The organism is Nocardioides sp. B129/18 (assembly GCF_055282735.1).
Genome location: NZ_JBUZJI010000018.1, coordinates 1 through 1,621, shown reverse-complemented (window position 1 = coordinate 1,621; position 1,621 = coordinate 1). Strand labels below are relative to the sequence as shown.

General features: G+C 72.9%; 3 protein-coding genes. All 3 read left to right on the top strand.

What is annotated here, in order from left to right; all coding sequences use genetic code 11:
• Positions 1 to 243: putative quinol monooxygenase (locus ACZDWJ_RS13145; RefSeq protein WP_463521417.1), on the top strand; the 243-nt coding region annotated here is incomplete at its 5' end.
• 24 nt (positions 244 to 267) lie between these two features.
• Positions 268 to 900, top strand: coding sequence for a GNAT family N-acetyltransferase (locus ACZDWJ_RS13140; protein ID WP_463521416.1), 633 nt, complete (start codon positions 268 to 270; stop codon positions 898 to 900).
• Between the two features lie 51 nt (positions 901 to 951).
• Positions 952 to 1,621, top strand: a 670-nt coding sequence (locus ACZDWJ_RS13135; RefSeq protein ID WP_463521415.1) for a DUF222 domain-containing protein, incomplete at its 3' end; no start/stop codon positions are given.

Below are 1,621 nucleotides of genomic sequence, written 5' to 3'. Positions count from 1 at the left end.
CCCCACCTCACCCGCCCCAGCGCCCGGCTGGCCGAGGTCGGCTGCCTGCTCTACGAGGTGGGGGTGAGCGAGGAGCAGCCCGACACCGTGTTCGTCGTCGAGCTGTGGACCTCCGCCGATGCCCACCGCGCCTCGCTCGAGCTGCCGGAGGTGCAGGAGTCGATCGCCGCCGCGCGGCCGCTGCTGTCGGGGGAGTTCGGCGGGTTCCGGTTCGACGTCGTCGGCTCGCCGCTGCGGGCCTGACGCCGCTGCTGGCAGGCTTGGCGCATGACATCGGCGCAGACGCTGTCCGAGACCGACCGCCGGATGCTCGCCCGCTGGGCCGCGGCGTGTGCCGAGCGTGTCCTCCCGCTCTACGCGCCCACCGACGCCGACGACCGTCGGGTCCACGACGCGCTCCAGCGCACCCGGGCGTTCGCGGCGGGAGAGAGCGCGGCGGCCGCCGAGATCCGGACCATGCCGGTCGAGGATCAGGACGTCAGCGTGCGGCCCGCGCGCGTCGACGACGGCGCGCGGATCTGGCCGCTGACGCAGCAGCTGGCGTCGTCCTTCGAGCCGACGCGTCCGGCGTTCGACGCCGGCATCGCCGCGGTGCTCGAGGCTGACGACGTCCTGCTCGCCGTCGCGGAGACCGGGCCCGGCGACCTCGTCGGGTACGTCCTCGCGAGCACCCACATGGCCCTCTTCGCGGACGGGCCGGTGGGCTGGGTGGAGGAGCTGATCGTGGCCCCCGGGGCGCGCCGCTCGGGCGTCGGACGCCTGCTGATGCTGGCCGCTGAGCAGTGGGCGAGCGCCCGAGACGCCGCCTACCTCGCCCTCGCGACGCGGCGAGCGGCCGACTTCTACGGTGCGCTCGGCTACGAGGAGTCGGCGACCTTCTTCCGCAAGATGCTTCCCTGACCCCTGTGCACAAGCCCTCGCACTCGAACTGGTGTTCGCATAGAATGAGGCATGGCCACTCGGAAGCCCCGTCTCCTGCGCGACAGCGACCTGCTGCGCGCTGCGATGCAGGCCAAGCAGGGTGCTGAGGCTCTGGAGCGGGAGGCCTTCCAGCTGGCCGCTGACTGGGCGATCGCCCACACGGTCGCCGACGAGATGGACGCCGCGTTCCTGGTCGGCACCCACTGCGAGGTGTCGATCGCCGGCCCGGGTGCGCCCATGGTCTCGGAGTACTGCTGCGACGAGATCGCGGCGGCGCTGGGGATGTCGACGGACTCCGGCCGGTTCTACGTGGGCCACGCCCTCGAGGCGTGCACGCGTCTCCCGCGGCTGTGGGCCCGGCTGGTGGAGGGCGAGGTCACCGTCGCCCAGGTGCGTCGGATCACCGAGCAGACGATGGTGCTCTCGTTCGAGGCGGCCGCTCGCGCCGATCAGCTGCTCGCGGCGTATGCGCACTCGTTGGGTCGGCGGGCGATCGAGAACGCGGTCAACCTCGCCGAGCAGCAGGTCGATCCCGATCGTGCAGCCCTGCGTCAGCGGCTGGCGCGGGACGATCGGCGCTTCGACGTCGCGGTCGACCAGCCGAGTCTGGACGGCACCGTCGACGTGCACGGCCGGATGGACCGTGAGGACGCGATCGACCTCGACGCCGCCCTCGCCGAGCTGGCCCACCAGGCCCTCG

Bases quoted from the DNA above. Each gene is read 5' to 3' on its own strand.
- ACZDWJ_RS13140 (WP_463521416.1), top strand. From the start codon at position 268: ATGACATCGGCGCAGACGCTGTCCGAGACCGACCGCCGGATGCTCGCC.